Source organism: Pseudomonas poae, from assembly GCA_028869255.1.
GTDB classification, from domain to species: domain Bacteria; phylum Pseudomonadota; class Gammaproteobacteria; order Pseudomonadales; family Pseudomonadaceae; genus Aquipseudomonas; species Aquipseudomonas poae_C.
In genome coordinates this window covers 1,601,942-1,627,557 of the sequence record CP110972.1, presented here as the reverse complement: position 1 = coordinate 1,627,557, position 25,616 = coordinate 1,601,942, and the positions used below count along the sequence as shown (strand labels likewise).

The following is a 25,616-nucleotide window of genomic DNA, read 5'->3' as shown; positions in this document are numbered from 1 at the left end:
CACCATCCGGGGGATTTCAGGAAGGTTGCAATAGTAGCTCATCCCGCGCTAGATTCGGTCATGTAGTTGCAATTGCAATTACTTTGACGGCACTCGCCACTTGAAATCCGCCTACCCTGGAGCTTCACATGACCCCGAATAACGCAGTCAGCCGCGATGACGATCCACAGGAAACCCGTGAATGGCTGGAGTCCATCGAATCGGTGCTGTCCACCGAAGGCCGCCCACGCGCCCACTACCTGATAGATCAATTGCTGGATTTCGACGTAGCGCGGCATGGCGACTTCTACGGGCGGGTGACCACCCCCTACGTCAACACCATCCCGGTAGACCGCCAGTTGCTCTACCCCGGCAACTTGGCCATCGAACGCCGCACCAATGCGTTTATCCGCTGGAACGCCATGGCCATGGTGCTGCGTGCAGGCAAACATTCGGGTGTCGGTGGGCATATCGCAACCTACGCGTCAGCCGCCGTGCTGTATGACGTAGGTTTCGACCACTTCTTCCGTGGCCGCACCGATACCTTCGACGGCGACCTGGTGTATATCCAGGGCCACTCCTCCCCAGGTATTTATGGCCGGGCTTATCTCGAAGGCCGCATCAGCGAAGCACAGCTCGACAACTTTCGCCGCGAAGCCGGTGGCGAGGGGATTTCGTCCTACCCACACCCGCGCCTGATGCCGCACTTCTGGCAATTCCCAACAGTCTCCATGGGCCTGGGGCCGATCACGGCCGCCTACCAGGCGCGCTTTATGCGTTATCTGGAGTTGCGTGGCCTCAAGCAGCACCAGGGCCGCAAGGTGTGGGCGTTCCTCGGTGATGGCGAAATGGACCAACCGGAATCCCTGGCAGCCATCTCAGTGGCCGGCCGCGAGAAGCTCGACAACCTGATCTTCGTGGTCAACTGCAACCTGCAACGCCTGGACGGCCCGGTGCGCGGCAATGCCAAGGTGATTCAGGAGTTTGAAAGCCTGTACCGCGCCGCCGGCTGGAATGTGATCAAGGTGATCTGGGGCGGCGGCTGGGATGCGCTGCTGGAAAAAGACCAGAGCGGCCTGCTGCGCCAACGCATGATGGAATGCGTGGACGGCGACTATCAGAACTACAAGTCGCAGAACGGCGCCTATGTGCGCGAACATTTCTTCGGCAAATACCCGGAATTGCTGGCACTGGTTGCGGACATGTCCGACGACGAAATCTGGAAACTCTCACGGGGTGGGCATGACCCGGACAAGGTCTACAACGCCTACGCCGCTGCCGTACGCCATACGGGCCGCCCCACGGTGATCCTGGCGAAAACCGTGAAGGGCTTCGGCATGGGCGAAGCCGGCGAAGGCCAGAACATCAACCACCAGTTGAAGAAAATGGGCGCGGATGCGGTAAAGGCCTTTCGCGACCGTTTCGGACTGGAGGTGGCCGACGAGCAACTCGACGCAATCCCCTACCTCAAACCCGCCGCCGACAGCGAAGAAGCGCGCTACTTTGCCTCTCGCCGCCAAGCCTTGGGCGGCTATGTGCCAGCGCGCCACACGGCAGTCGACACGTTGCAAATCCCCGAACTGAGTGCGTTTGCCACTCAACTCAAAGACACCGGCGACCGTGCTATATCCACCACCATGGCCTTTGTGCGCATCCTCGGCACCCTGCTCAAAGACCCGCACCTGGGCAAGTTGATCGTGCCCATCGTGCCGGACGAGTCGCGCACCTTCGGCATGGAAAGCATGTTCCGGCATATTGGCATCCACTCCGCCGTCGGCCAGCTCTACACCCCACAGGATGCCGGGCAACTGAGCTACTACAAGGAGAGCAAGGATGGGCAGATCCTGCAGGAAGGTCTGAATGAGTCAGGCGCCATTTCCTCATGGATCGCAGCCAGTACCTCCTACAGCAACCACGGCTTGATGACCGTACCGTTTTACATCTTCTATTCGATGTTCGGCTTCCAGCGCGTCGGCGACCTAGCGTGGGCCGCGGGCGATGCGCGAGCGCGGGGTTTCCTGCTGGGCGCGACGGCCGGGCGCACCACGCTGATGGGCGAAGGCTTGCAGCATGACGACGGCCACAGTCATGTCCTGTCGTCGGTGATCCCGTGCTGCGTGTCCTATGACCCGACCTTTGCCTACGAACTGGCGGTGATTATTCGCGAGGGCATGCGGCGCATGTATGTCGAGCAAGAGGACATTTACTACTACATCACCCTGCTCAACGAAAACTACCCGCACCCTGCGATGCCTGAGGACGTGGAAGACGGGATTCTCAAAGGCATGTACCGTCTGAGCGGCGGCCCGCACGCACAGGTGCAACTGATGGGCAGCGGCTCGATCCTGCGCGAAGTGATCGCCGCCGCGCAGCTGCTCGCTACGGATTTCGATGTGCACAGCAATGTCTGGAGTATGACCAGCCTGACCGAATTGCGCCGTGACGGCCACGCAATGGAGCGCTGGAATCTGCTGCACCCGCAGAGCGAGCCACGGGTGAGTTACGTAGAGCACTGCCTGGAAGGGCACACGGGGCCGGTAGTGGTGGCGACGGACTACATGAAGCTGTTCGCCGATCAGATACGCCCGTTCGTATCGGGCCGGCGCTTTGTCGCGCTGGGCACCGACGGTTTCGGGCAGTCGGATACGCGGGAAACCTTGCGCGAGTTCTTCGAGGTGGACCGGCATTTCATCGCACTGGCGGCCTTGAAGGCGCTGGCGGATGACGGCGTGATCAGCCGCGACAAGGTCAGTGAAGCAATCAACCGCTACGGGATCAACGTCGACAAGGCGGACCCCGTAGCGGTCTGAGTTACTGCGCGGGCGTCGGCAGAGGTGGAATCGCCTCTGTCGGCGGCGGCAGGTCCGGCGTGGTTGCTGCCGGTGCAGGTTCGGCTTGCGGGGCAATCGGTGCAGCCTCCGGCGCGGGTACAACCGGCTCCGAAGCAGCCGGTTCCTCCTTCGGCGCCTCGACCTTCTCGGCCACCGGCGCAGCCTTAGGCTCAGGCACACCCAGGTCAGCCTTCGGCTTCTCGGGAATATGCTCGGCCTTCTTCACTTCCTGGGGCAGGAACACATCCACCAGCGCAAAGTAGCGGTCGTAGAACTTCGGCGCGGAGACGGTCTCACTGGCGACCTTGACCATCGAGTCATCGGTGGAGCCGATCGGCATCGACACCGAACCCAACACACCTACGCCAAGGCTCGCGGAGTTGTTGACCTTCTTCAGCGCATAACGATCCTGCAGCGCGTTGGCAAACATCGTCGAATGGTTATTGCCCTTGCCGTCATCGGCACACACCACGTTAAAGCTGATCTGCAGGTGCGTTTCGCCGGTTTGCTGGAAACTCTTGTTACCCACGACCAGCTTCGGATCGCTGCTGGTGATGATGTAGCCCTGGCTCAGCAAGGCCCGCCGTGCAGCTTCACAGGCCGCAACATCAGTGACCGGGTAATCGCGGGAAAACGTACCGGAGTCGTCGAAATTCTCATGTTCATAAATAGCGGTCTTGGGTGACGAGCAGCCCGCGGCGCCGCCAACACCAGCGCCAGCCCGAGGCTACGCAAGTGAAATGATGTCGACATTGAAAATCCTGAGGAAAACGGTCCGGGCGGTATTGTGCAACAGAACGAGGGGTTGGCGCGCACATTCCTGTCGGTAAAACGTCACAGACTTACCCAGCGGGGCCTGCAGGAAAAAGCCCGGCGCACATATGATCAATAAACACGCGCAATTTGGCCGAAGCATGGCGACTTGATGGCCACAGCATCCAGAAACTGCCCCGGTGCTCCACGTAGTCATCCAGCACCCGCTGCAGCCGCCCCTCCGCCACCGCCAGGTTGACCATATAGTCCGGCAGGCAGGCAATGCCCAAGCCCTCGTGTACCACATGGTTGAGCGACTCTATCGTGGTGCTGACCAAGGGTGCACGCAAGGTCGGTTCCGCAGCGCCCGGGGCAAGGCGCAATGGCCAGGGCTCCAGTTTGCCGGTGGCGCAGAACTTGTGGCGCAGGCAGGCGTGCGTGCTCAACTGCTGGGGCAGTTGCGGGGTGCCGTGCTGGTGGAAGTACGCCGGCGTGCCCACCAATACCAGCTGGTAGTGCCCCAGGTGGCGCGCCATCAAACGCGAATCTTCCGGCTTGCCGGTGCGAATCACCGCATCGAAACCTTCCTCGATCACGTCCACCATGCGGTCGGAAAAATCCACATCCAGCTCGATATCCGGGTAGGCGCGCATAAAGTCGCTGAGCACTGGCATCAACAAGCCACGCACCTGCGGCACGCTGATGCGCAACTTGCCGCGAGGCGTGGCGCTGACCTCTGTCAGCTCGCGCTCTGCGGCCTCCAGCTCTGCGAGGATGCGTCGTGAGCGTTCAAGGAACAGCGCGCCTTCGCTGGTCAGCGTGATACTGCGGGTGCTGCGATGAAACAGCCGCACGCCCAGGCGTTCTTCCATGCGCGCAATGCTTTTGCCCACGGCCGAAGACGACACGCCCAACACCCGGCCGGCGGCGGTGAAGCTCCGCGTCTCCGCCACCTGCACAAACACCGAGAGGCTACCCAAGCTGTCCATGATCCCCCCTCGCCGATTAAGGACGCTGATGTCCGATAAGTTCGGAACCTTAGCCTGTTTTTCCGCCAGCGACAGCCCCCTACCCTGCACCCTTGCCCTTTTGCATGGATAGACGTCATGAGTTCAATGATCGATTGCCCCACGACCTCCCAACCGGAGGCGCTACCGCTGGGTGGGCTGCTGGCGCTGGCCAGCGCGGGTTTTATCACCATCCTCACCGAAGCCATGCCCGCCGGGCTGCTGCCGCAGATGGGCCAGGGCCTGGACGTGTCGCCGGCACTGGTCGGCCAATTGGTCACGCTGTACGCCCTCGGGTCGTTGCTGGCGGCCATCCCGCTCACACTGCTGACACGTGGCTGGCGCAGGCGGCCATTGCTGCTGGTGGCCATTGGCGGTTTTGCCTTGGTCAACAGCGTGACTGCGCTGTCCAGCCACTATGGGCTGACCCTTTTTGCGCGCTTTTTTGCCGGGGTCTTCGCTGGCCTGCTCTGGGCCTTGTTAGCGGGTTACGCCAGCCGAATGGTGGCGCCACACCTGCAGGGTCGGGCAATTGCGGTGGCGATGCTGGGTGCGCCGTTGGCGCTGTCTTTGGGAGTTCCCGCGGGCACCTTTCTTGGCGCCGCCGTTGGCTGGCGCCTGAGTTTTGCGATCATGACCGGGCTGACACTGGTGCTGCTGATTTGGGCGCGCCTGCAATTGCCGGACTTTGCTGGCGAACCGCCGGGCAAGCGCTTGGGGTTGCTTAAGGTGCTGACCTTGCCGGGTATTCGTCCGGTGCTGTGGGTGACGTTTACCTACGTGCTGGCCCACAACATTCTCTACACCTATATCGCCCCGCTGCTGGTACCGGCGGGGATTGCCGCCGACATCGATAAGGTGTTGCTGGTGTTTGGCCTCGCCGCGTTGTTGAGCATCTGGCTGGCGGGCGTATTGATTGACCGATGGTTACGCGCACTGTTGCTGATCAGCTGCGCGCTGTTTGGCCTGATCGCCTTGGCGCTGGCGTTCTGGATCAACCTGCCGGCGGTTATCTACATCGCCGTGGCGTTATGGGGCCTGGCGTTCGGCGGGTTGCCGGCGCTGCTGCAAACGGCACTGGCCAAATCGGCAGGCACGTCGGCGGATGCCGCGCAGTCGATGCTGGTGACCGTATGGAACCTGGGCATAGCCGCCGGGGGGCTGGCCGGTGGTGTGTTGCTCCAGGGCTGGGGCGTCGGCGCATTTGCGTGGGCAGTCAGCCTGCTGATGCTACTGGCCTTGCTGGGCGCGTCACACACGGCAGTTCGCCAGCAAACAGATCGAAAGGTCTAAACCACTGCGCACAAAAAAGCCCCCGGCCTTTTCAGGCCGGGGGCTTTTTGTTCAAAGCGACATCAGTACTTCTTGATGTCAGCCTTGGTTTCCAGCTGCTTGCGGTACGCCGCGAAGTCCTGCTGGCCGACACGGGAAGCGAGGAAGCGGCGGTATTGCGCCTTTTCTTCGTCCGATGGGGCTGCAGCTTCGTTGACGCCGTTCAAGCGCACGATCACCAAACTACCGTCAGCCAGGGTCACGGTGGTGAAGGTGGGCTTGTCCTTGCTCGCAGGTTTGGGCATGCGGAACAGGGCTTGCAGCACGGCCGGGTCGATCGCTTCCTGGCTACGGGTAGCCGCTTCAGTGACTTTCCAGGCTTGGCCATCAATCGGCTGGCTCAGTGGGGTCTTGCCATCACGCAGGCTGGCGATCAACTCGTCAGCGTGCGTCTTGGCGGCCGCACTTGCGCGTTCCTTGGTCATCTGTGCACGGATCGCCGCAGACACGCTTTCCAGCGGCAGTTGCGAAGGTTTCAGATGCTCTTTGGCACGCAGCACGATGATGGTTTCCGGGTCCAGCTCGATGGCGGTGCTGTTGGCACCCTCATCCAGCACTTCCGGGCTGAACGCTGCGGTGACCACGGCACGGTTGGCCGCAACACCTTCGCCACCTTCACGGCCGAACGGCGCGGACGTGTGCACGGTCAGCTTCAAGTCGGACGCCGGCTGGGCCAGGTCGGAGGCTTCGAATGCCGCGTCTTCCAATTGCTTGGTCGCTTCGACATAACGCTGCTCGACCTGCTGGGTCTTGAGCTCGCGGGTCAGCTTGTCTTTCAGGCTGGCAAACGTCGGCACTTGCGGTGCTTCAACGCCCAACAGCTTGATCAGGTGCCAACCGAAGGTGGAGCGCACCGGCGCCGAGACCTGGTCTTTGTTCAACGCGTACAAGGCCGCTTCGAAGTCCGGGTCGTAAACGCCAGGGCCGGCAAAACCGAGGTCGCCGCCATTGTTGGCCGAACCCGGGTCCTGGGAGAATTCCTTGGCCAGGGCCTCGAACTTCTCACCTTTGGCCAGGCGCGCCTGGATTTCTTCGATCTTCGCCTTGGCTTGCGCGTCGGTGGTCTTGTCGTTGACTTCGATCAGAATGTGCGCCGCACGCCGCTGTTCAGCGAGGTTGGCGGTTTCTTTCTGATAGGCTGCCTGCAGCTCATCATCCTTGACACTGACCTGGTCGAAGAAGGAAGACTTCTTCAGTTCCAGGTAGTCGATGACAACCTGGTCCGGGGTCATGAACTCTTTGGCGTGCTGGTCGTAGTAAGCCTTGACCTCATCGTCGGTGAGTTTCACCGCCGCAGGGTTGGCCTTGATATTGACGGTGGCGAAATCGCGGGTCTGTTTTTCCAGACGGGCGAATGCCAACACCTCGGCGTCGGTCACGAAACCGCTACCAGCGATACCTGCGCGAACCTGGCCGATCAGCATTTCCTGGGTCAGCATCTGACGGAATTGCAGGCGGCTGTAGCCCAACTGACGGATCACCTGGTCAAAGCGTTCGGCGTTGAACTTGCCGTCCACCTGGAATTCCGGCGTCTGCAGGATCACCTGGTCCAGTGCCGCTTCAGAGAAGCCGAACTTGGAATCAGCCGCGCCTTGCAGCAGCAGTTTGCGATCGATCAGGCTCTTGAGAGCCGCTTCGCGCAGCAGCTTTTCGTCCAGCAGCGAAGCATCGAAATCCTTGCCCAGCTGTTGCATCAGCTGGCGACGTTGCATGTCGACGGCCTGGCTCAGTTCGGTCTGGGTGATTTCTTCACCGTTGACCTTGGCCACGTCCTGCTTGGTGTTGGTCGAAGCCTGAAAAATAGCCTCGATACCGGTGAACGCCATCAATGCGACGATGATCCCGATAATGGTCTTGGCAATCCAGCCTTGTGAATTGTCCCTGATATTTTGCAGCATGCGTCCCCCAGAAACGGTTGAACTTCAAAAATTGGCAACCGTGGAGCGTGGGTAGAGTCCGGATAGAAGAAAGGCGCATCCGAGGATGCGCCTTCTCGTAACTGGCGGAGCGGACGGGGTTTTGAACCACACCCCAGGCCCTGGCGACCCAATGGATACGTGGGTCAGCTGCCGCTCCGCTGCCAGGCCAGACCTACGTCCGACCCGGTAGGTAAAGGCTAGATCGAAGCTTAGTTAACGGCTTCTTTCAGGGCTTTACCGGCTTTGAAACCTGGTTTTTTGGCAGCAGCGATTTGCAGTGCTTTGCCAGTCTGTGGGTTACGGCCAGTGCGAGCTGGGCGGTCAGTCACAGAGAAAGTACCGAAGCCTACCAGTACCACGGAGTCGCCGGCCTTCAGAGCGCCAGTGACGGATTCGATTACTGCATCCAGCGCACGGCCAGCAGCAGCTTTCGGGATATCAGCGGATGCGGCGATAGCATCAATCAGTTCCGACTTGTTCACTCTAAGTCCCCTTATATATCTATTGAGTATGATTCTAAGTTTTTTGGTGAAAGCAAAAATCAGTGCTGAATGGCCTACAGACACTTAAGAGCCGCTTTATAACAAGGGCTCTAAAAAGCTGTCAAGGAAGCCCCCAGGCTTTAACGCATTAATGCGTGCTAATTCTTTCCTTGGAATCAGACTCGCGTTTTTCGTCCTTGGCGACTATCTCCGGAGCCACATCCGGCAAGGGCTCCGGCGCGTATTGCAGCGCAATTTGCAGGACCTCGTCAATCCATTTAACCGGTTTAATCTGAAGATCCTGCTTAATGTTGTCGGGAATTTCCTTCAAGTCGCGAACATTCTCTTCAGGAATGATCACCGTCTTGATACCCCCCCGGTGTGCGGCCAGCAATTTCTCTTTCAAACCACCGATGGCCAATACCTGACCACGCAGGGTAATTTCCCCGGTCATTGCGACATCGGCACGCACCGGTATGCCGGTCAGTGCCGAAACCAGGGCCGTGCACATGCCTACGCCTGCGCTAGGGCCGTCTTTCGGGGTGGCCCCTTCCGGCATGTGGATGTGAGTGTCGTGCTTCTCGTGGAAGTCCAGGGGGATCCCCAGGCTCTTGGCGCGGCTGCGCACCACGGTCTGCGCGGCAGTGATGGATTCCACCATCACGTCACCCAAAGAACCGGTCTTGATCAACTGGCCTTTGCCAGGGATGACCGCAGCCTCGATGGTCAGCAATTCGCCGCCCACCTGGGTCCACGCCAGCCCCGTCACCTGCCCTACCTGGTCCTGCTGCTCAGCCAGACCATAACGGAATTTCTTCACGCCCAGGAAGTGTTCCAGGGAGTCGGCAACCACCTTCACCGAGAAGCGTTTTTCCAGCGCATGTTCCTTGACCGCCTTGCGGCAAATCTTCGCGATCTGGCGCTCAAGGCCCCGTACACCAGCCTCGCGGGTGTAGTAACGAACGATGTCGCGGATCGCTTCGACCTCGAATTCGATCTCGCCTTTCTTCAGGCCGTTAGCCGAAATCTGCTTGGGCGCGAGGTATTTGACGGCAATGTTGATCTTCTCGTCTTCGGTGTAACCCGGCAGACGAATCACCTCCATCCGGTCCAGCAAGGCGGGCGGGATGTTCATCGAGTTGGAGGTGCACAGGAACATTACGTCGGACAGGTCGTAGTCGACTTCCAGGTAATGGTCGTTGAAATTGTGGTTCTGCTCGGGGTCGAGCACTTCGAGCAACGCCGAGGCTGGATCGCCGCGCATATCGCTGCCCATTTTGTCGATTTCATCGAGCAGGAACAGCGGGTTGCGCACACCTACCTTTGTCATCTTTTGAATCAATCTTCCTGGCATCGAACCGATGTAAGTCCGGCGATGACCACGAATTTCCGCTTCATCACGCACACCGCCGAGGGCCATGCGCACGAATTTACGGTTGGTGGCATTGGCGATAGACTCGGCCAGGGAGGTTTTACCCACACCAGGCGGACCGACCAGGCACAACACCGGGCCACGAATCTTCTTCACGCGCTTTTGCACGGCGAGGTATTCGAGGATGCGTTCTTTGACTTCTTCGAGGCCGTAGTGGTCGGCATCCAGGATGTCTTCAGCACGCGCCAGGTCCAGACGCACTTTAGTCTGGGCCTTCCACGGCACTTGCACCAGCCAGTCGATGTAGGAACGAACCACGGTGGCTTCGGCCGACATCGGCGACATTTGCTTGAGCTTGTTCAGCTCGGCATTGGCTTTGGTCAGGGCGTCTTTCGGCAGGCCGGCGGCATCGATGCGCTTCTTCAGCTCTTCGATCTCGTTGTGGCCTTCCTCGCTGTCGCCGAGCTCCTTCTGAATAGCCTTCATCTGCTCATTCAGGTAGTACTCGCGCTGGCTGCGCTCCATTTGTTTCTTCACGCGACCACGAATGCGCTTCTCAACCTGCAGCAGGTCGATCTCGGCATCCAGCAACGCCAGCACGTGTTCAACACGGGTTGGCAGGTCGATGATTTCGAGAATGTCCTGCTTCTGCTCTATTTTCAGCGCCATGTGCGCGGCCATGGTGTCGACCAGGCGGCTCGGCTCATCAATACTGTTGAGCGAAGACAGGACTTCAGCCGGGACTTTCTTGCCCAACTGCACATACTGCTCGAACTGCGAGAGCAGGCTGCGTACAAAAACTTCGGACTCGCGCTCAGGGGCTTCGGCTTCGTCGATCAGCGCCACTTCGGCGCGCAGGTGGCCGTCCACCTCCATAAAGCGCTCAACCGCGCCGCGCTGCTCGCCTTCCACCAGCACCTTGACGGTGCCATCGGGCAGCTTGAGCAATTGCAGAACGGTGGCAACGGTACCGACGCGATACAGGGCATCTTCGCCTGGATCATCATCAGCCGGGTTTCTCTGGGCCAACAGCAGGATCTGCTTGTCGCCCGTCATCGCGGCCTCGAGGGCTTCGATAGACTTCTCGCGCCCCACGAACAGCGGGATAACCATGTGCGGATAGACGACGACATCACGCAACGGCAGGAGAGGCAATTCGATGGTTGTCTTCATGATTTCGCCTCTATGACAATTGAAAAGTAAGCTTGAAGCCAAGATGGGGGCTGCGTGTAAAAAAAACAAGCTCAATGCCCGTACTTACACGCAGTAAAAATCTTCATAAAAACAAAGGGGCCCCTAGAGGCCCCTTGTTTGTACCGAAACTGCGAAACGCTTACGCGTCTGGCGCAGCCTTGGCAGCCGGCTCACTGTTTTCGTAGATATACAGTGGCTTGGACTTGCCTTCTATAACGCTTTCGTCGATCACCACTTTACTCACCTCGGACTGCGAGGGATTTCGTACATGGTGTCGAGCAATACGCCTTCGAGGATCGAACGCAGACCACGTGCACCGGTCTTGCGCTCCAGTGCCCGCTTGGCCACCGACTTGAGTGCGTCGGTACGGAACTCGAGGTCTACACCTTCCATTTCGAACAGCTTGGCGTATTGCTTGGTCAGGGCGTTTTTCGGCTCGGTGAGGATCTGAATCAAAGCAGCCTCATCCAGCTCGTCCAACGTGGCCAGGACCGGCAGACGGCCAACGAATTCCGGGATCAGACCGAACTTGACCAGATCGTCAGGCTCGACTTCACGCAGGGACTCGCCCACCTTCTTGCCTTCTTCCTTGCTGCGCACTTCTGCACCGAAACCGATGCCGCCGCGGGTGGAACGTTGTTGAATAACCTTCTCCAGACCGGAGAACGCACCACCACAGATAAACAGGATGTTGCGCGTATCAACCTGAAGGAATTCCTGCTGCGGGTGCTTGCGGCCGCCTTGTGGCGGTACGGAAGCAACCGTGCCTTCGATCAGTTTCAACAGGGCCTGCTGCACGCCTTCACCGGAAACGTCCCGGGTGATCGACGGGTTGTCGGACTTGCGCGAGATCTTGTCGATTTCGTCGATGTAGACAATACCCATCTGGGCTTTCTCTACGTCGTAGTCGCACTTCTGCAGCAGTTTCTGAATGATGTTCTCGACATCCTCACCCACGTAGCCAGCCTCGGTGAGGGTGGTGGCGTCGGCGATGGTGAACGGAACGTTCAGCAGACGAGCGAGGGTTTCCGCAAGCAGGGTTTTACCCGAGCCTGTAGGACCGATCAGCAAGATGTTGCTCTTGCCGAGTTCGACTTCGTCGCCTTTCTTGTCACGCTGGTTCAGGCGTTTGTAGTGGTTGTACACCGCTACGGCCAGAACTTTCTTTGCACGCTCTTGACCGATCACATACTGATCAAGGATGCCGCTGATTTCTTTAGGCGAAGGCAATTTATGCGCGCTGCTTTCGGCCTGGGCTTCCTGCACCTCCTCACGGATGATGTCATTGCACAGGTCGACGCACTCGTCGCAGATAAAGACCGAGGGGCCGGCAATCAATTTGCGCACTTCATGCTGGCTTTTGCCACAGAAGGAGCAATAGAGCAGCTTGCCGTTGTCCTCGCCGTTGCGGGTGTCAGTCATTCGTTCGATCCAAATCCGATAGGCTTGCAACACAAGATGAAGGCTTATGCGGGCTTTTTCAAGCCCGCCAGTGGTCGGACATGCCGACCAGCCCTATTTTGAGCGGCTTATATTATGCGGGGCGCTTGTCGATTACTGCGTCGATCAGCCCGTATGCTTTCGCAGCTTCCGCACTCATGAAGTTGTCGCGATTGGTGTCGCGCTCGATTTCCTCAAGGGTGTGCCCGCTGTGCTTGGCCATCAACGTGTTGAGGCGCTCGCGAATAAACAGGATCTCCTTGGCGTGGATTTCGATATCCGACGCCTGGCCCTGGAAACCGCCCAGTGGCTGGTGAATCATCACGCGCGAGTTCGGCAGGCAGTAACGCTTGCCTTCGGCACCGGCAGTCAGCAGGAACGCACCCATGCTGCAGGCTTGGCCGATGCAGGTGGTGGACACGTTCGGCTTGATGAACTGCATGGTGTCGTAGATCGACATGCCCGCCGTCACCGAACCGCCTGGGGAGTTGATGTAAAGATGGATGTCCTTGTCCGGGTTTTCGGCTTCAAGGAACAGCAGTTGCGCACAGATCAGGTTGGCCATGTAGTCCTCTACCGGGCCCACCAGAAAGATCACTCGCTCCTTGAGCAGGCGCGAGTAGATGTCGTAGGCGCGTTCGCCACGAGCGGACTGCTCTACAACCATCGGGACCAGGCCGCCTGCGGCCTGGATATCAGAGTTCTGCTGAATATAGGAATTACGGAACATGCTCTGCAGTTACTCCCAAATAGTCATGTCTTGAAAACGCATAAGCCAGCGCGAGGCTGGCTTATGGTTGAATTTCCAACGAGTTGGACAATCAGTCGGCTTGTGTTGCTTCCGCCGGTTTGACTGCTTCTTCGTAAGAGACCGCTTTATCGGTCACCTTAGCCTTCTGCAGAACAGTATCCACAACTTGTTCTTCCAGCACAACCGAACGTACTTCGTTCAGCTGCTGGTCGTTCTTGTAGTACCAAGCCACGACCTGCTCAGGCTCCTAGTAGGCCGAAGCCATTTCCTGGATCATTTCGCGAACGCGGTCTTCGTCAGGCTTGAGGTCGAACTGCTTGACCACTTCAGCCACGATCAGGCCCAGCACAACGCGGCGCTTGGCTTGCTCTTCGAACAGCTCGGCCGGCAACTGGTCAGGCTTGATGTTGCCACCAAACTGCTGAACAGCTTGTACGCGCAGGCGATCCACTTCGTTGGACAGCAGAGCCTTAGGCACTTCAATCGGGTTGGCGGCCAGCAGACCGTCCATGACCTGGTTCTTGACTTTGGACTTGATGGCCTGACGCAGCTCACGCTCCATGTTCTTGCGAACTTCGGTACGGAAGCCTTCGATACCGGTTTCCTTGATACCGAATTGAGCGAAGAACTCTTCGTTCAGTTCTGGCAGCTTAGGCTCGGAAACGCTGTTGACCGTCACGGTGAACTCGGCGGCTTTGCCGGCCAGGTCCAGGTTCTGGTAGTCAGCCGGGAAAGTCAGGTTCAGAACGCGCTCTTCGCCGGCTTTGGCGCCAACCAGGCCGTCTTCAAAACCAGGGATCATACGGTTGGAGCCCAGCACCAGCTGAGTACCCTTGGCGGAGCCGCCAGCGAATACTTCGCCGTCAACCTTGCCCACGAAATCGATGTTCAGCTGGTCTTCGTTCTGGGCAGCACGGTCGGCCACTTCAAAACGGGTGTTCTGCTTGCGCAGGATTTCCAGCATGTTGTCCAGGTCGGCATCAGCTACTTCGGCGCTCAGGCGCTCGATAGCGATACCTTCAAAACCGGCAACTTCGAACTCCGGGAACACTTCGAATACAGCAACGTATTCCAGGTCCTTGCCCGCTTCCAGGGACTTCGGCTCGATCGAAGGCGAGCCAGCCGGGTTCAGCTTTTGCTCAACAACGGCTTCATAGAAAGAAGCCTGGATCACGTCACCAACAGCTTCCTGACGCGCATCAGCACCAAAACGGCGCTTGATTTCGCTCATCGGCACTTTGCCTGGACGGAAACCAGCGATTTTGGCTTTTGGGCGGTCTGCTGCAGACGCTTGTTGACCGCAGTCTCGATACGCTCTGCCGGCACGGTGATGCTCAGGCGGCGCTCGAGAGCAGTAGTATTTTCAACAGAAACTTGCATGGATATTCCTCGTTGCACAGACGTTAGCCGGCCGTTTCCGACCCCAGAATCAAGGGCATGCATTCTAGTGGGTCAAACTCAAGAAGTCACCCTACTGAAAACGGGTGGAAAAACAGCAGGCCATTTATAGGTTCAAGTGCACGCATGCACCTTATCCCGTTAGCAAATACAGCTCATCACGCCAGGGCTCTGCATCAACCCTTCTATATAGAGAGGAAGTGGACGCACGCCCATGGCGACCGACCTTGCACGCAAGACCGGAGGGCACGGCAGCAGCATCGAGAAACACAAATACGACGAAACGCCCCACCCTGGAAACTCAAAACACTTAAACGAAAACGGCACAGCCCTTGTTCAGGTACTGCGCCGTTATCGCTATTAAATAGCTGCACTGGCCCCGATATAGCCTCGGATCAGTTCTACACGCTCAAAACCGGCAACGATTCTAACGCCAAGGCATTGAGAATGCTTGTTTTTTCTTGGCGTCAAGAACAGTCGCCTGAAACACAGGAAATTTCCGACACAAAAAAAGCGCCAGATCACTGATCTGGCGCTTTTTCTGAATATGGGGTGGACGAAGGGGATCGAACCCTCGACAACGGGAGTCACAATCCCGTGCTCTACCAACTGAGCTACGCCCACCATATTGCATTAACAAAGAACCCGAACATCTTCTTTGTTTAACCTTGCCTCGCCTGACGGCGGAGCAAAGCATTAATTGGTGCGGATGAAGAGACTCGAACTCTTACGCCTCGCGGCGCTGGAACCTAAATCCAGTGTGTCTACCAATTCCACCACATCCGCGCTTGAAGCTCTTAAGCAAAGGCGCCAGATGATTAATCTGGCGCCTTTCAAAATATGGGGTGGACGAAGGGGATCGAACCCTCGACAACGGGAGTCACAATCCCGTGCTCTACCAACTGAGCTACGCCCACCATATAGCGCTACTTGTGCCAAAGCTGCCTAATGGCGCACCCGGCAGGACTCGAACCTGCGACCATCCGCTTAGAAGGCGGATGCTCTATCCAGCTGAGCTACGGGCGCCTTATTAATCTGTACTCTTGGAGGATTACAAACTAAGTGCTTCCAGCCTTGCAGAACAACCATCTATTCTGCTCGACCTTCTTAACCAGTGCTAGGCTGTGCCCGACAAGTGCGACGAATAGTATAGATGCCCCGGAAACCCGTCAAATCTTTTTTGAAAAAAATTCATTTTATTTAAGGGGTTAGGCCAATTTGCAGACCAAGCGCCTTTGCCCTCACGCCTTGGCGTGCGAGAATGCGCGCACTTTTCTTCCCCCTCTCGATGGTTAATCACGCGTAATGACTGCACAACTTATCGACGGCAAATCAATCGCCGCCAGCCTGCGCCAGCAGATCGCCAAACGAGTTACCGAGCGCAGCCAGCAAGGCCTGCGCACGCCGGGTCTCGCGGTGATCCTGGTCGGCAGCGATCCTGCCTCTCAGGTTTATGTCTCGCACAAGCGTAAAGACTGTGAAGAGGTCGGCTTTATTTCCAAAGCCTACGACTTGCCTTCCGACACCCCCCAGCAGGCCCTCACCGACCTGATTGACGGCCTCAACGACGATCCGGCCATCGACGGCATCCTGCTGCAATTGCCGCTGCCCGAGCACCTGGACGCCTCCAAACTGCTGGAGCGCATCCGCCCGGACAAAGACGTCGACGGTTTCCACCCGTATAACGTCGGCCGCCTGGCGCAGCGCATTCCATTGCTGCGCCCCTGCACCCCGAAAGGCATCATGACCCTGCTGGAAAGCACCGGTGTCGACCTGTATGGCCTGGATGCGGTCATCGTCGGCGCCTCCAACATCGTCGGTCGCCCGATGGCCATGGAGCTGCTGCTGGCCGGCTGCACCGTGACCGTCACGCACCGCTTCACCAAGGACCTTGCCGGCCACGTCGGCCGCGCCGATCTGGTAGTCGTCGCCGCCGGCAAGCCGGGCTTGGTCAAAGGTGAATGGATCAAGGAAGGCGCGATCGTTATCGACGTCGGCATCAACCGCCAGGAAGACGGCAAGCTGGTCGGCGACGTGGTGTACGAAACCGCCCTGCCCCGCGCCGGATGGATTACTCCGGTGCCCGGCGGCGTCGGCCCGATGACCCGCGCCTGCTTGTTGGAAAACACACTGTACGCAGCAGAAACCCTGCACGGTTAATAACCAGGCGTACTTAAGAAGCCCTGCCTTATAGCAGGGCTTTTTATTGCCCGCGATAAAACCTGTTTTTTCTTAGTTTTTAAGCACTTTCGTCTGGTTCTAGAAGAACATTCGACAGTTCTTCATCCATACTCCTAAAATGTAACGGCATTTATCAAAAACCCGTTCCCAAACGGTAATTCCTTACTTTTTTAGCGAGTTCATCCGCGTGAAAATTCGTCTTTCTATTGTCAGCCTATTTTTTGCTTTTACAGGCACCTTTGCGCACGCCGCCGAAACCACCCAGGCCCCGCGTGACACCTCCAAATTGCAAATCGCTTCCGGCAGCGCCATGTTGGTGGATTTGCAGACCAACAAGGTCATCTATTCCAGCAACCCCGACGTGGTGGTGCCCATCGCTTCGGTAAGCAAATTGATGACCGGCCTGATCGTGCTTGAAGCCAAGCAGAACATGGATGAATACATCGACATCAACATCACCGACACACCGGAGATGAAAGGTGTGTTCTCCCGCGTGAAGATCGGCAGCCAGATGCCGCGTAAAGAAATGCTGCTGATCGCGCTGATGTCCTCCGAGAACCGTGCCGCCGCGAGCCTGGCGCACCACTATCCGGGTGGCTATGCGGCGTTTATCGCGGCGATGAACGCCAAGGCCAAAGCCCTGGGCATGACCAGCACGCATTATGTAGAGCCCACCGGCTTGTCGATCCATAACGTGTCGACCGCCCGCGACCTGAGCAAGCTGCTGGCTTATGCGCGCAAGTTTCCAATGCTCAGCCAATTGAGCACCACCAAGGAAAAAACCGTTTCGTTCCGCAAGCCCAACTACACCCTGGGTTTTTCCAACACCGACCACCTGATCAACCGCGCCAACTGGGATATCAAGTTGACCAAGACCGGCTTCACCAACCAGGCCGGCCACTGTCTGGTGCTGGTCACCAGCATGGGTAACCGCCCGGTGTCGCTGGTGATCCTGGATGCTTTCGGTAAATTTACCCACTTTGCCGATGCCAGCCGCATTCGCAACTGGGTCGAGACCGGCAAAAGCGGCTCGGTGCCCGACGTAGCGCTGCGCTACAAGGCCGACAAAAACCTGAAAAATCGGCCGAACGCAGCTGAAGTCCGCCGCTGAATAACACACCGATCCAATGTGGGAGGGGCTTGCTCCCGAATGCGGTGGTTCAGTCGGTATATCGGCTGACTGACACTCTGCATTCGGGAGCAAGCCCCTCCCACATTTGGATCTTCGACGCTTACTTGCTTTCCGCCAGCACCTTGAGTGCCTGCGCCGCCGCCCGCTCCTGCCCGGCCTGAGCCGTCGCACTGGCCGCATCCCGCCAGCGTTGCGCGTCCACACTGGCCGGCAACTGGCTCGGGCGTTGGGTGAGGATTGCCCAACTCCCGGCGCTTTTCCACTTCGACTCAAAGTCGCTGAAGCTCATCAACAGCCGCCGGTCCATGCCGGAGCGCAATAGAATCGTGCTCTTCTGCTGATTGAACCCCACCACGACCACATAACGCGCCTGCGACCACAGCCCGCCGCCGAGCCGCGCCATCACCGGGTAACCCGCCGCCACCTGGGCCAGCACCGCCGTCAGCCTCGCGTCCAATGGGTACACCATCAGCCCGTACTCACGCGCCAGCACCTGCATGTTGCGCTCAAGGTCGGCTTCACCGCCCGGCAAGTGCAGCGGCTTATCCAACAGGCCTGGTGTCATGACAATGCCTTGTTGCGACAGCATGCTGGCCAAAGCCGAAGGGCCGCTTTGATATGCCTCGCTGCGAAAGGTCGGCACGCCATTGAGCTCGACACGCTCAGGCAGGCCCGCCAGTTTCGACGGGGACCCGGAACAGGCCGCAAGCCCTAAAGCGCAGGCCAGTAACAAGGAGGTTTGAATGTTCGACCGTAACCGCAATTTTTTACTCTCTTGATCAACTGCCGGTAAGGGCCCTGATCATAGGGCGCTCCGGCACGCGGGTATAGCCCGCAGTGCCAGTAAAGCGCCGTGGTTAGAGCAAACAAGTTGGACAGACACGACCATTGGTCAATAGCAGGCAACCGTCTGGTAGCTAGACTGTCCATTGAGAAGACTGTGTGTGCCCCTGCGGGGCGAAAGGAGGCCCGAATGAGCCTTGCAACGACGATTTTCCTGTTGATCTGCGGTTGGCTGGCGGTAGCCGGCGCCATGTTGTGGGGGTGCTGCGCATCACCCGTCGGCACCATCACCCCCACGTCAAACCCGCGGCCCCCGCCAAGCGCCATAAGGCGGCGGTAGGCCACGCCTAACCAGGCATGCAATTGAAGTCTTGAGTGGCTGCGACTTCCTTGCCGTGGCCGTCCTTGAGGACGGCGCGCACGGTGGTGCCCAGGCTCGATTCAGTCAGGGTGTAGTGCTCACCCGCCTGAAAGTGTTTGTACTCGACCCGCCCCTGGCAGTCCTGCTGGTTGTCATCGCCCGGCTCTTCCTCAAAGAGCGTCACGTCGAGGCGATGGTCGCCTGGGGCCACTTCAAAAAAACGCCCGTCATCCACACGCTTGCCGTCCACGCGCTCGGCCATCAGGTCATTCGGCGCTTCCTCCTTCAAACCAATCCACGCTTCGCTGGGGTCCGCCTTGGGGATCGGGCCGGCGCAGGCCGACAACAGCAAAACTGCACCGAGGGCGGGAATCAACAACAGAGGTTTAAGTGACATGGCAGGGCTCCAAAATGAACAATGTGCGGATCTGAAATGTGTCGGGTCCGATGGGTGACAAGCTTGGAGAGCGGCCCTTTGTAGAACAAATGAATACATATGAAACGATCTTCAGCCCTTACCTAAATGTTCCTTCACCTGGCTGAAAGGTGCGTGTTAGGTGGGTCGGGCAAGACTGCCGGGGTTTGCAACTATGCTCCTTGGGAGGTTCACGCATGCTCGGGCTGGTAAAGACCGCACTGCAAAAGCCGTACACGTTTATCGTGTTGGCTATATTTATCTGCATCATCGGGCCGATGGCGGCCCTGCGAACCCCTACGGATGTTTTCCCTGATATCGGCATCCCCGTCGTCGCCGTGGTGTGGCAGTACAACGGGCTGTCACCGGATGCCATGGCGGGTCGGGTGATCTACACCTACGAACGTTCCTTGAGCACCACCGTCAACGACATCGAACACATCGAGTCGCAATCGCTGCCCGGCATGGGCATCGTGAAAATCTTCTTCCAGCCCGGCGTGGATATCCGCACCGCCAACGCCCAAGTGACGGCGGTTTCACAAACCGTGCTCAAGCAGATGCCACCGGGCATCACGCCGCCGCTGATCCTCAACTACAGCGCCTCCACGGTACCGATTCTGCAGCTGGCGTTCTCCAGCCCCAGCCTCTCGGAAGCGAAAATCCGCGACCTGGTGCAGAACAATATCCGCCTGCCCTTGAGCGCCCTGCCCGGCCTGGCCATGCCCACGCCAATGGGCGGCAAGCAACGCCAGATCACACTCGACCTCGACCCCCAGGCGCTGGCCGCCAAAGGCTTGTCGGCGCAGGACGTGGGCAATGCCCTGGCGCTGCAGAACCAGATCATCCCGGTGGGCACCGCCAAACTCGGCCCGGACGAATACACGATCCTGCTCAACAACAGCCCCAAGGCGATTGACGAGCTCAACGACCTGCCGATCAAGACCGTCGACGGCGCAATCATCACCATCGGCCAAGTGGCCCACGTGCGTGACGGTTCGCCGCCGCAGACCAACATCGTGCGCGTCGACGGCCACCGTGCGGTGCTGATGCCGGCGTTGAAAAACGGCAGCATTTCCACCCTGTCGATCATCGACGGCATCCGCCAGATGCTGCCGCGCATCAATGAAACCCTACCGCCGTCGCTGAAAACTTCGCTGCTGGGGGACGCCTCGGTGTTCGTCAAACAATCGGTAGGCAGCGTGGCCCAGGAAGGCATCATCGCCGCGCTGCTGACCAGTGCGATGATCCTGCTGTTCCTCGGCAGCTGGCGTTCGACGCTGATCATCGCCGCCTCGATTCCGCTGGCGGTGCTGTCGGCCATTGCGCTGCTGGCGGCCACCGGGCAAACCCTCAATGTGATGACCCTTGGCGGGCTGGCATTGGCGGTGGGGATTCTGGTGGACGACGCCACGGTGACCATCGAAAACATCAACTGGCACCTGGAGCAGGGCAAGGCGGTGAAGACCGCGATCCTCGACGGCGCCGCGCAAATCGTCGGCCCGGCGTTCGTTTCGCTGCTGTGCATTTGCATCGTGTTTGTGCCGATGTTCCTGCTGCAAGGCATCGCCGGCTACCTGTTCCGGCCGATGGCGCTGGCGGTGATTTTCGCCATGGCCAGCTCGTTTATCCTCTCGCGGACGCTGGTGCCGACCCTGGCAATGTTCCTGCTCAAACCGCACACACCGGAGCAAGGCGCGGGGCACCACCCGGAAGATCAGTTCATCAACCATCACGAAGGCGAGCAGCACAAAAAACCACGCAATCGCGCACTGCAAGCGGTGCTGAATTTTCAGCAAGGGTTCGAGCGGCACTTCTCGAACATCCGCGACACTTACCATGGCCTGCTGATATTGGCGCTGGGCGCTCGCAAGCGCTTTATCGTCGGCTTCCTGGCCTGCGTGATTGCCTCGTTCCTGCTGTTGCCAAGCCTGGGCCAGGATTTTTCCCGGCCACCGACGCCGGCGCCCTCGCCCTTCACGTGCGCTTGCCGCTGGGCACGCGGATTGAAGAAAGCGCCGCCGCCTTCGACCGGATTGAAGCGCGGATCCGCGAAGTAATCCCGGCCGAAGAGCTCGACACCATCGTCGACAACATCGGTATTCCGCTCAGCGGCATCGACATGGCCTACAGCAGCAGCGGCACCATCGGCCCGCAGGATGGCGACATTCAGGTCACCCTGAAAAAGGACCACGCACCGACTGCCGACTACGTGAAAAAACTGCGCGAAACCTTGCCGCAAAGTTTCCCCGGCAGCCACTTTGCGTTCCTGCCCGCCGATATCAGCAGCCAGATCCTCAACTTCGGCGCGCCCGCCCCACTGGACGTGAAGATCTCCGGGCGCAGCGACGAAGAAAACCGCGCCTACGCCATCGAGCTGGAGCGCCGCCTGCAACACATACCGGGCATCGCCGACCTGCGCATCCAGCAATCCACCGGCTACCCGTCACTGCAGGTGAATGTTGACCGCATGCGCGCCAATGGCCTGGGCATCACCGAAAAGGATGTGACCAACAGCATGGTCGCCTCGCTCGCCGGCAGCTCGCAGACTGCACCGACCTTCTGGCTTAACCCGGCCAACGGCGTGTCGTACTCCATCGTCGCGGCAACGCCGCAATACCGCCTCGACAGCTTGCCGTCGCTGGAAGCCTTGCCGGTAACCGGTGCCGATGGGCAGTCGCAGATCCTCGGCGGCGTAGCGAGTATCTCCCGCGTGCAAAGCCCGGCGGTGGTGACCCACTACAACATCGAACCGACCCTGGACCTGTACGCCAACGTGCAGGGCCGCGACCTCGGCGGCGTGGCCCGCGATGTGCAAAAAGTGCTGGATGACACGGCGTCCATGCGCCCCAAAGGCGCAGTGATCAGCCTGCACGGGCAGATCGATGCGTTGCATGAAGCCTTCAGCGGCTTGAGCTTCGGCTTGCTCGGCGCCGTGGTGCTGATCTACCTGCTGATCGTGGTCAACTTCCAGTCGTGGGCCGACCCGTTTGTGATCATCACCGCCCTGCCGGCGGCGCTGGCAGGGATCGTGTGGATGCTGTTCCTCAGCGGCACCTCGCTGTCGGTGCCGGCGTTGACCGGAGCCATTTTGTGCATGGGCGTGGCCACCGCCAACTCGATCCTGGTGGTGAGCTTCTGTCGGGAACGCCTGGCTGAACATGGCGACGCCTTGAAGGCTGCCATGGAGGCCGGCTACACGCGTTTCCGCCCGGTGTGCATGACTGCCCTGGCGATGATCATCGGCATGTTGCCGCTGGCGATTTCCGAGGAGCAGAACGCCCCGCTCGGCCGGGCCGTCATTGGCGGTTTGATCTTCGCCACCCTCGCCACTTTGTTGTTTGTTCCCGTGGTCTTCAGCCTGGTCCACGGCCGTCACCCTAATCGCGCTGCAGTTGGAGAAACCCCACATGTCGTCTGATCACAAACCCTCGCGCAAGCGTCTGATGCTCATGGGTGTCGGCGGCCTGACCCTGGCCGCCCTGTTGGTCGCCAACGGCCTGCACGCCCGTACGATGCACGAACAATCGGTCACCGCCTGGACCGAAACCGCCGCCATCGCACAAGTGATGGTGTTCCAACCCAAGCAGAACGCAGCCGGCGACACCCTGCGCCTGCCCGCGCACCTCGAAGCCTGGAGCAAGGCGCCGATCCACGCCCGGGTCAGCGGCTACCTGAAAGACTGGAAAGTCGACATCGGCAGCCAGGTCAAGGCCGGGCAAATCCTCGCCGAAATCGACAGCCCGGACCTCGACCAGCAAGTGGCGCAAACCCACGCCCGCCTGATCCAGGAACAGGCGAATGCACGCCTGGCCGAAACCACCGCCACGCGTTGGCAAAACCTGTTGGCCAGCCACTCGGTGTCGCGTCAGGAAGCCGATGAAAAAACCTCCAACGCAGCCGCCGCCAAAGCCAACGCCGAGGCAGCCGCCGCTGACTATGCGCGGCTCTCGGCATTGGAAAGCTACAAGACCCTGCGCGCACCGTTCGCCGGCACCATCACCGCACGCAACACCGATATCGGCCAGTTGATCAAGGCCGATACCGACAGCGACCCGGAGCTGTTCAACATCGCCGACACCCACCAATTGCGCCTGTATGTGCCGGTGCCGCAGAACTACGCCTCGGTGATTCACCCAGGGCTTGAAGCCGAGCTGACGGTGCCCGAGCACCCCGGCGAGCACTTCAAGGCACGCCTGATCGGCGACTCCACCGCCATCGACCGCCGCTCCGGCACGCTGCTCGCGCAGTTTGTCGCGGACAACCCCAACGGCGAATTGCTGCCCGGTGATTACGCCGAAGCCACCCTGCCGATTCCGGCCGACACCCACGGCGTGAGCATCCCGGCCAGCGCGCTGATCTTCCGTGCCCAGGGCACCCAGGTCGCGGTGCTGGATGCGCAGAACCATGTGCACCTGCAAGACATCCATATCGGCCTCGACCTGGGCGAACGCCTGGTGATCGACCAGGGCCTGAAACCCGCCGACCGTGTGGTCGACAACCCGCCCGATGCCCTGCGCGAAGGCGACCCGGTACAACTGGCCGCCGCCGGAGGTGCGCATGCGCCCAAGGCTTAAACCGCTCGCGGCGCTGATGCTGCTGGCCCTGCAGGGTTGCTCGATGGCGCCGACCTACAAGGTGCCGTCGGTTGACCTGCCCGCGGGCTACCGCGAACAGACTGGCGATGGCCCGTGGCACAGCGCGCAACCGTCCGACCAGCTGGCACCGCAGTGGTGGAAGCTCTATAACGATCCGCGCCTGAATGACCTGCAACAGCAACTGCTCAAGGCCAACCCGGACCTGGCGGCGGCACTGGCGCACTTCGATGCATCCCAGGCGTATGCCAGCCAATTGCACGCCGGGTTATTCCCGCAGATTACCGCCAGCGCACAGCCGTTGCGCCAGCGGCAATCCGACTCACGCCGCTGCGCGGCACTACGCAGCCCTCGGTGTACAACAGCAACACGGCAGGGTTCTCGTTGAGCTACGACCTGGACCTATGGGGCAAAATCCGCAACCAGGTCGCGGCCGGCGATGCCCAGGCGCAAGCGTCCGGAGATGACCTGGGGGTGGCACGTCTGAGCTTGCAGCATCAGTTGGCGACCTTGTATGTGCAGCTCAATGGGCTGGACGCACAGAGCCGGATTCTAGACCGCTCACTGGATGATTTCAGCCAAGCGTTGCAACTGACGCGCAGTCGTTACGAAGGCCAGATTGCATCCGAACTCGACCTGACCCGTGCGCAAAACCAACTGGCCGAAGCCAAGGCGCAGCGGGATGAAGTGCACGGGCAACGCAACCTCACCGAGCATGCGATTGGCGAGTTGGTGGGTGTGGCAGCCAGCGACTTCACGCTGCCCCCAAGCCAGCAACTGATAGCGTTGCCGGGCATTCCATCGCAACTGCCGAGCCACCTGCTGCAACGTCGCCCGGACATTGCGGCGGCGGAACGGCGGGTGTTTGCGGCCAATGCGAATATCGGCGTGGCCAAGGCCGCGTGGTATCCGGATTTCAGTCTGACCGGGTTGATAGGTGGGCAGACTCAAGGCGTCGGCAATCTGCTGTCCGCCGGCAACCGCTATTGGGCGCTGGGGCCGCTGATCAATTTGCCGATCTTTGACGGCGGCCGACTGAGCGCCAATGAACGCCAGGCCAAAGCCGAGTTTGAAGAAGCCTCGGCGCAATACCGCAGCCATGTGCTGAAAGCGGTGCGGGAGGTGGAAGATAACCTGGCGCAACTACGCGATTTGCAGCAAGAAGCCCAGGATGAACAAGCGGCAGCGGACGCGGCAGAACATACGCAGGTATTGGCGATGAACAGTTATCAAGCAGGGGCCGTGAGCTATCTGGATGTGGTGACCGCGCAAACGGCGGCGTTGCAGGCGCAGAGGACCTTGCAGGCCGTGCAGACGCGGCAATTGCAGGCGAGTGTGGGACTGGTGACAGCGCTCGGCGGCGGCTGGCAACCCGGAGCCTGACAGAGTTCGCCAGCACACCTGGGATTAAAGGCGGGAGCTGGCTTGCCTGCGATGGCGGCGAACCAGGCGCCTGATGGGTTGACTGATACACCGCCATCGCAGGCAAGCCAGCTCCCACATTTTTGATTGTGGTGGGTCAAGGTGACTGAGAAGTTAAAGAAACTTCGCACAAAGGATTAGGATGCACCTTGCACCCCAGGACCAAAACAAGATTTCTCCTACAAAAATTTAGGGTTGCTGCTCGGAACTGCCCTGACTAGTCTTCACCGGTCGCTGCCAACTCAGCGACCGGTCGTGAGAAGCCGAATTCC

General features: G+C 59.5%; 14 protein-coding genes, 4 tRNA genes and 5 pseudogenes. 8 read left to right on the top strand and 15 right to left on the bottom strand.

What is annotated here, in order from left to right; translation table 11 throughout:
- Positions 1-128 precede the first annotated feature (128 nt).
- Complete coding sequence (gene aceE / locus LRS56_07585; GenBank protein ID WDU64336.1) at positions 129-2,789, top strand: pyruvate dehydrogenase (acetyl-transferring), homodimeric type; 2,661 nt, start codon at positions 129-131, stop codon at positions 2,787-2,789.
- Position 2,790: 1 nt separating this feature from the next.
- On the opposite strand, the pseudogene LRS56_07580 reads toward aceE, so the two are convergent.
- A pseudogene (locus LRS56_07580) lies at positions 2,791-3,563 on the bottom strand (DUF2242 domain-containing protein).
- A gap of 89 nt (positions 3,564-3,652) precedes the next feature.
- Entirely contained in the window at positions 3,653-4,552 is a 900-nt protein-coding gene (locus LRS56_07575) for a LysR substrate-binding domain-containing protein (GenBank protein WDU64335.1), read from the bottom strand.
- 117 nt (positions 4,553-4,669) lie between these two features.
- Between LRS56_07575 and LRS56_07570 the strand changes: the two genes are divergently transcribed.
- On the top strand, positions 4,670-5,863 hold the full coding sequence (locus LRS56_07570; protein ID WDU64334.1) for an MFS transporter: 1,194 nt from the start codon (positions 4,670-4,672) through the stop codon (positions 5,861-5,863).
- A gap of 62 nt (positions 5,864-5,925) precedes the next feature.
- On the opposite strand, the gene LRS56_07565 is transcribed toward LRS56_07570, so the two are convergent.
- From LRS56_07565 to tig, 7 genes and pseudogenes are all read right to left on the bottom strand, one after another.
- Positions 5,926-7,800: a SurA N-terminal domain-containing protein gene (locus tag LRS56_07565; protein WDU64333.1), complete on the bottom strand. Its 1,875-nt coding sequence runs from the start codon at positions 7,798-7,800 to the stop codon at positions 5,926-5,928.
- Between the two features lie 230 nt (positions 7,801-8,030).
- The gene (locus tag LRS56_07560; GenBank protein WDU64332.1) at positions 8,031-8,303 is read right to left on the bottom strand and encodes an HU family DNA-binding protein; all 273 of its coding nucleotides are present in this window, start codon (positions 8,301-8,303) and stop codon (positions 8,031-8,033) included.
- A 148-nt stretch (positions 8,304-8,451) separates the two neighbouring features.
- Complete coding sequence (gene lon / locus LRS56_07555) at positions 8,452-10,848, bottom strand: endopeptidase La (protein WDU64331.1); 2,397 nt, start codon at positions 10,846-10,848, stop codon at positions 8,452-8,454.
- A 160-nt stretch (positions 10,849-11,008) separates the two neighbouring features.
- Positions 11,009-12,291, bottom strand: a pseudogene (clpX, locus tag LRS56_07550) (ATP-dependent Clp protease ATP-binding subunit ClpX).
- 112 nt (positions 12,292-12,403) lie between these two features.
- Positions 12,404-13,039, bottom strand: coding sequence for an ATP-dependent Clp endopeptidase proteolytic subunit ClpP (clpP, locus tag LRS56_07545; GenBank protein ID WDU64330.1), 636 nt, complete (start codon positions 13,037-13,039; stop codon positions 12,404-12,406).
- Between the two features lie 91 nt (positions 13,040-13,130).
- On the bottom strand, positions 13,131-13,292 hold the full coding sequence (locus LRS56_07540; protein ID WDU64329.1) for a hypothetical protein: 162 nt from the start codon (positions 13,290-13,292) through the stop codon (positions 13,131-13,133).
- Between the two features lie 15 nt (positions 13,293-13,307).
- Positions 13,308-14,440, bottom strand: a pseudogene (tig, locus tag LRS56_07535) (trigger factor).
- A 232-nt stretch (positions 14,441-14,672) separates the two neighbouring features.
- Here tig and LRS56_07530 point away from each other — a divergent pair.
- The gene (locus tag LRS56_07530) at positions 14,673-14,822 is read left to right on the top strand and encodes a hypothetical protein (protein ID WDU64328.1); all 150 of its coding nucleotides are present in this window, start codon (positions 14,673-14,675) and stop codon (positions 14,820-14,822) included.
- Positions 14,823-15,006: 184 nt separating this feature from the next.
- Here the strand turns inward: LRS56_07530 and LRS56_07525 are convergent.
- The 4 genes from LRS56_07525 to LRS56_07510 form a co-directional block, all read right to left on the bottom strand.
- Positions 15,007-15,082, bottom strand: a tRNA-His gene (locus LRS56_07525).
- 77 nt (positions 15,083-15,159) lie between these two features.
- Positions 15,160-15,244: transfer RNA gene (locus tag LRS56_07520), tRNA-Leu, on the bottom strand.
- A gap of 55 nt (positions 15,245-15,299) precedes the next feature.
- Positions 15,300-15,375 (bottom strand) — tRNA-His (locus tag LRS56_07515).
- A gap of 32 nt (positions 15,376-15,407) precedes the next feature.
- A tRNA-Arg gene (locus LRS56_07510) sits at positions 15,408-15,484 on the bottom strand.
- 279 nt (positions 15,485-15,763) lie between these two features.
- Between LRS56_07510 and folD the strand changes: the two genes are divergently transcribed.
- Together folD and pbpG are read left to right on the top strand one after the other, a co-directional pair.
- Positions 15,764-16,618: a bifunctional methylenetetrahydrofolate dehydrogenase/methenyltetrahydrofolate cyclohydrolase FolD gene (folD, locus tag LRS56_07505; GenBank protein WDU64327.1), complete on the top strand. Its 855-nt coding sequence runs from the start codon at positions 15,764-15,766 to the stop codon at positions 16,616-16,618.
- Between the two features lie 208 nt (positions 16,619-16,826).
- Positions 16,827-17,750, top strand: coding sequence for a D-alanyl-D-alanine endopeptidase (gene pbpG, locus LRS56_07500; GenBank protein WDU64326.1), 924 nt, complete (start codon positions 16,827-16,829; stop codon positions 17,748-17,750).
- 121 nt (positions 17,751-17,871) lie between these two features.
- On the opposite strand, the gene LRS56_07495 is transcribed toward pbpG, so the two are convergent.
- Together LRS56_07495 and LRS56_07490 are read right to left on the bottom strand one after the other, a co-directional pair.
- The gene (locus LRS56_07495) at positions 17,872-18,534 is read right to left on the bottom strand and encodes a peptidase C39 family protein (GenBank protein WDU64325.1); all 663 of its coding nucleotides are present in this window, start codon (positions 18,532-18,534) and stop codon (positions 17,872-17,874) included.
- 367 nt (positions 18,535-18,901) lie between these two features.
- Complete coding sequence (locus LRS56_07490; protein ID WDU64324.1) at positions 18,902-19,312, bottom strand: hypothetical protein; 411 nt, start codon at positions 19,310-19,312, stop codon at positions 18,902-18,904.
- Between the two features lie 215 nt (positions 19,313-19,527).
- Here LRS56_07490 and LRS56_07485 point away from each other — a divergent pair.
- The 3 genes and pseudogenes from LRS56_07485 to LRS56_07475 all read left to right on the top strand — a co-directional run bounded on the left by LRS56_07485 (position 19,528) and on the right by LRS56_07475 (position 25,305).
- Positions 19,528-22,748, top strand: a pseudogene (locus tag LRS56_07485) (efflux RND transporter permease subunit).
- Complete coding sequence (locus LRS56_07480) at positions 22,738-23,904, top strand: efflux RND transporter periplasmic adaptor subunit (protein WDU64323.1); 1,167 nt, start codon at positions 22,738-22,740, stop codon at positions 23,902-23,904. Before LRS56_07485 ends, LRS56_07480 begins: the two are co-directional and overlap by 11 nt.
- Positions 23,888-25,305 (top strand): annotated as a pseudogene (locus LRS56_07475) (efflux transporter outer membrane subunit). Before LRS56_07480 ends, LRS56_07475 begins: the two are co-directional and overlap by 17 nt.
- Positions 25,306-25,616 lie beyond the last annotated feature (311 nt).

Coding starts and splice junctions, on each gene's coding strand:
- aceE (WDU64336.1), top strand. CDS start 129: ATGACCCCGAATAACGCAGTCAGCCGCGATGACGATCCACAGGAAACC.
- LRS56_07575 (WDU64335.1), bottom strand. CDS start 4,552: ATGGACAGCTTGGGTAGCCTCTCGGTGTTTGTGCAGGTGGCGGAGACG.
- LRS56_07570 (WDU64334.1), top strand. CDS start 4,670: ATGAGTTCAATGATCGATTGCCCCACGACCTCCCAACCGGAGGCGCTA.
- LRS56_07565 (WDU64333.1), bottom strand. CDS start 7,800: ATGCTGCAAAATATCAGGGACAATTCACAAGGCTGGATTGCCAAGACC.
- lon (WDU64331.1), bottom strand. CDS start 10,848: ATGAAGACAACCATCGAATTGCCTCTCCTGCCGTTGCGTGATGTCGTC.
- clpP (WDU64330.1), bottom strand. CDS start 13,039: ATGTTCCGTAATTCCTATATTCAGCAGAACTCTGATATCCAGGCCGCA.
- LRS56_07530 (WDU64328.1), top strand. CDS start 14,673: ATGGCGACCGACCTTGCACGCAAGACCGGAGGGCACGGCAGCAGCATC.
- folD (WDU64327.1), top strand. CDS start 15,764: ATGACTGCACAACTTATCGACGGCAAATCAATCGCCGCCAGCCTGCGC.
- LRS56_07490 (WDU64324.1), bottom strand. CDS start 19,312: ATGTCACTTAAACCTCTGTTGTTGATTCCCGCCCTCGGTGCAGTTTTG.
- LRS56_07480 (WDU64323.1), top strand. CDS start 22,738: ATGTCGTCTGATCACAAACCCTCGCGCAAGCGTCTGATGCTCATGGGT.